4 protein-coding genes are annotated in these 3,990 nt (G+C 65.5%); 1 reads left to right on the top strand and 3 read right to left on the bottom strand.

Translation table 11 applies throughout. The features are described from left to right. Positions 1-181: 181 nt before the first annotated feature. The 3 genes from G9373_RS47505 to G9373_RS44715 all read right to left on the bottom strand — a co-directional run bounded on the left by G9373_RS47505 (position 182) and on the right by G9373_RS44715 (position 3,255). A complete protein-coding gene (locus G9373_RS47505) occupies positions 182-475 on the bottom strand; it encodes a transposase (RefSeq protein WP_346842939.1) in 294 nt (97 codons plus the stop codon). A 268-nt stretch (positions 476-743) separates the two neighbouring features. Then, positions 744-1,721, bottom strand: a complete 978-nt coding sequence (locus G9373_RS44720; protein ID WP_167121233.1) for a cyclase family protein — start codon at positions 1,719-1,721, stop codon at positions 744-746. A 532-nt stretch (positions 1,722-2,253) separates the two neighbouring features. Continuing rightward, positions 2,254-3,255: a LacI family DNA-binding transcriptional regulator gene (locus G9373_RS44715; RefSeq protein ID WP_167121231.1), complete on the bottom strand. Its 1,002-nt coding sequence runs from the start codon at positions 3,253-3,255 to the stop codon at positions 2,254-2,256. A 317-nt stretch (positions 3,256-3,572) separates the two neighbouring features. Here G9373_RS44715 and G9373_RS44710 point away from each other — a divergent pair. After that, the coding region (locus G9373_RS44710) for a 2,4'-dihydroxyacetophenone dioxygenase family protein (protein WP_167121229.1) at positions 3,573-3,990 on the top strand (418 nt) is incomplete at its 3' end.

Here is a 3,990-nt window from a genome sequence, read left to right as displayed (position 1 = left end):
GGGCATGGCCGAGCTTCCTCGGCTGCCGGGCATCCTTTCGCCCGGCCCGGCGGGCATGGAGTGTTACGGCGAAGCAACACGCGGGGTCAATCACGTTGGCGACCACGCCGCCGAGGCAGGGGTCAGACAGTGCAGCGGCCGCGCGGGTGTTGGCCCGGGTGCTCACGCCTCCCTATGTGGGTCAGTGCGCGGATGTGCCCGTCGCGCAGCCCGTAGTAGACGAGGGTGAGCAATTTTCTCGCCGCGGCGACCTTGGCGATGTTCTTGCCGCGACGGGCCTCGATGCGGGGTGCGGTCGACGGCGATCGTCGTGCCCGCGGGATGCCGTTGGATGGCCTCGACCGCCGCCCAGCGCACCAGATTGCTGCCCTGCTTGCTGGTGTGCCCGCGGCGCACGACGGCGAAAGGACTCGCGGTGCTTGGGTGTCAGACCGGCCCAGGAGCACAGGTGAGCGGGATCAGTGAACCGGTGCACGTCCCAATCTCGGCGACGAACACTGCGGGCAGGGTGGGCCCGATGCCGGGGCAGCGCCTGGACCGCCGTGTACCCGCGGTCGTTATGTAGCTCGGTGGCGATCCGGGCGGTGAACCGCGCCTCGTGCGCGTCGAGGTCGTCGATCAGCTCGAGCAACGAGATCTCCCGCCGTGCGTTACGCGTCACCGAGCGGCACCCGTGCCAGCTTCTGTCGGCCGGTGCGACTCGCAGGCGTTCCGTCGGCGTGCAGCTGGTTGATCGGTCTGCCCTACTTGATCACGATCGGATTGACCGGTGCGCCGGTTCCTTCGACCACCTTCAGTGGTGCTGCCGTGTAGAGGAACGAGTACTGGCCATCGTCCTTGCAGTCCTCGGCCAATTCGTGCAGGGCGATGATCTCGGCGAAGGTGACTCCGAGGTTGCGCATCAACGCGTTGTGCAGCGGCAGCCAGACGCCGGAGACCGGGTCGTGGGTGACTTCGTTGGCGATCGTGTCGGTGACGAGATTGGGAATTTCCATGTCGTTGAACCACGCGACCAGCTCGGGTGAATACGTCAGGCCCGGCTCGTTGAAGTTGTCGTAAAACTTCTCGCGCGGGGTGTTGTAAAAGTATTCGAGCCATCCGGTATGGACCAACAAGATGTCCCGCTTACGGATCTCGACACCCTGCTGGGCGGCGGCGGCGACCAGATCGGTGTGGTCGAAGGTCTCGCCTTTGTCCAGCCACCTCTTGCCGCGGTAGCGGGCCATGTCGATCAGAACACCACGGCCGACGACGCCCTTCTCGGCGATCGGCAAGATGCTGGCCTTCTTCATCCCGCCGGTCGTCGTCTCGGCCGGGTAGCCGTTGTAGATCTGGTCCCCGCACCACAGGTGCCCTAGAGCGTCGTACTGACTCGAACCCTGCAGGTACATGATGATCATGTCGTCGGCGAACTGGGCATCACCTTCGACCTCCGGGCCGGCACCACCGAGATAGACACCACGATCCATGATGTTCACCCGGCGCGCCGGTCCCCGCGGGCCCGGGAAGGTGGGATCCCCCTTGGGGTTGCCGATCTGCACCTGCAACGTGAACGTCTTTCCCTGCCTGACTTCGCCGACGCCGGCGAGCGCTTCGCGGGAGCCGAGGTAGTTCAGCGCGCCCACTTCGTCGTCGGAACCCCATTTGCCCCAGTTCTTGGGCTGGTCCTCGAGCAACTCGGTGGTGGTCGGAACCCTCGTCGTGCGCGCTGTGTCGGACATGATCGTGAACTCCTGTTACGAAAGCACGACTGGAAAGTCGTGGTGTGGTTAGGCGAGATACCGGCTTCCATCAAGCAGCATCGCACTTAATCGAATAATGTACCGTACATTGACGTGACGGCCGACACAACCCACAAACAAGCTGAGGATATCCGGCGTAAGCCTTTGTCTAAGAACGGCTAATCGCGTGGGCTGACGGAACACCGATAGTCGAGGCCGAGCGCCTGCTGCGGGGGACAATCGCTTATTCGCATCAGTGGTGGGTCATGCGTCTGCGCAGGCGGTGGCGAGGCGGTGGATCGCTCGGACTCGGGGCGGTTCGGGGAGGTCGCTGCCGTCTCTGATGCCGGCCGGTACGAGTCGCGGCGCCGCGACGGACTCCGTCCGTCGTGCCGGCACCGGAAAACCCGCCGGGGCGCACCCCCGGCGGGGCGACCACCACTTCCAGCGAGGGCGAGCACGAAGATTCGGCGACCGACGCCGTGCCCGGCCTGCGACACCGGCGGGCCGAGTCCGCGGTCGGCGCAGGGGGTCAGCGCCCGCCCACTGGGACGGTGGTGGATCGAACTTGAATCGCGTACGGCAGCAGGTCGTTTCGGGGTGGGCTGTTGTCACCGGCGATGCGCTGCAGAAGCCGTCGCGCGGCGCGGCGCCCCATCAGGTCGCGCGGAACGGTGACGGTGCTCAACTGCAGGGGCCCGGCGCTCGAGAAGCTCATGTCGTCGAACCCGGTCAGTGCCATGTCCTCCGGTACGCGCTTGCCGATCTCGGTGCACACGTCGAGAACGCCGAGGGCGATCACGTCGTTTCCGCACAGGACCGCGTCGACGTCGGAGTACTTGGCGAACAGCGTTCGCGCATGCAGCGCCCCGGATGCGCGGCTCAGTTCTCCCCACACATCGGGTTCGTTCACCGCGGTCAATCCCGCCTTGCGCAGGGCGTCCTGATAGCCGCGCAGACGACCGGTGGACGCGCTCGAGGCTTCGGGTCCACCGAGAATCGCGACCTTGCGCCGTCCGGTGGCGACCACATGCGACGCCATCTCGAACGCCGCGTGGTAGTCGTCGATCCCGACCCAGTCCGAGGGTTCTCCTTCGACCCGCCGGTAGACCTGTACGACCGGAATGTTCTCCTGTCGGAGAGTGTCCAGCAGCGGCTTGTCGGCGGCCACCAGCCCAGTGAAAATCAACCCACTGCAATTGCGGTCGACCTGCGCATAGGCCGCCTCGGCCTGCCGGGTGCCGTCGACCCCGACGTGAGCGACCGATACCTCGTAGCCCTCGTCGTGCGCGGCGGCGACCACGCCCCCGGCGACCTCGGCGTAGAACGGGTTGGTGATATCCGCCAGCAGCAACCCGATCGTCCGGGTGGTACCCGAGCGCAGGTCCCGGGCGGTGCGGCTGGGCCGAAACCCCATCTCGGCCGCCACGGCGAGGATATGACGGCGCCGCTCCTCGCTGACCCCCGGCGCACCACTCAACGCATACGAGACCGACGCCGACGAAACCCCGGCCTGACTCGCTACGTCGCTCATCCGCACTCGACGCGCGCGACCGGGTCGATCCGCCGAGTCGCGGGTCTGTCGGGTGTCCGTCACACGCGTAGCTTAGTCGACTAAGTACCCCCTCCGCACCAGGTGCGTCTCGGCCGTCCTGGGCCTGCGGGTCGGAAATGATTCGGTTAAGTAGGCAGTTGCCGGGACCTACCTCACGCTTGCCTGACTTCTTGTCGATACGGAATGTGTAGTGCTATAGGAAAACCGGGCTATTGCGGCGAATTTTGTTCGGGGCCTTGTGAGCCCCGTCACGGTGCTGTACCGTCACTTATGCGATTAGGCACTAGGAGAGCATCGTGAGTTCTACCGTTGACATGAAGAACGAAGAGGCTGTGCCCTACACGGGTCCGAAGCCGTACGGGATGAGTGACGATCTGATCGTTCCGGGTGCATTGGATCTGGAGTGTGATGAGCGGCTGTGGGTTCCGCAGTCGAAGGACGTGGAGTTCCGGCCGCTGGTGTTGTCGGCGAGCCAGGGTTACTTCGTGAACATTCTGCGGGTGCGCCGTTCGGGCATCTTGTCCCGACACCGGCACGCCGGGGCGGTGCACGCGTTCACCCTGCGGGGCCGCTGGCACTACCTCGAATACGACTGGTGGGCTGAAGCGGGCACCTACGCGTTCGAGCCGCCCGGCGACATCCACACCCTCGAGGTCCCCGAAGACGTGACCGAGATGGCGACCCTGTTCCACGTGAGCGGCGCGTACATCTACG

The organism is Rhodococcus sp. A14, assembly GCF_011603105.1.
Taxonomy (GTDB): Bacteria; Actinomycetota; Actinomycetes; order Mycobacteriales; family Mycobacteriaceae; genus Rhodococcus_F; species Rhodococcus_F opacus.
Note: the sequence above shows the minus strand (reverse complement) of the source record. Positions and strands in the feature narration are given on the sequence as shown.

Bases quoted from the DNA above. Each gene is read 5' to 3' on its own strand.
- G9373_RS44715 (WP_167121231.1), bottom strand. From the start codon at position 3,255: ATGAGCGACGTAGCGAGTCAGGCCGGGGTTTCGTCGGCGTCGGTCTCG.
- G9373_RS44720 (WP_167121233.1), bottom strand. From the start codon at position 1,721: ATGTCCGACACAGCGCGCACGACGAGGGTTCCGACCACCACCGAGTTG.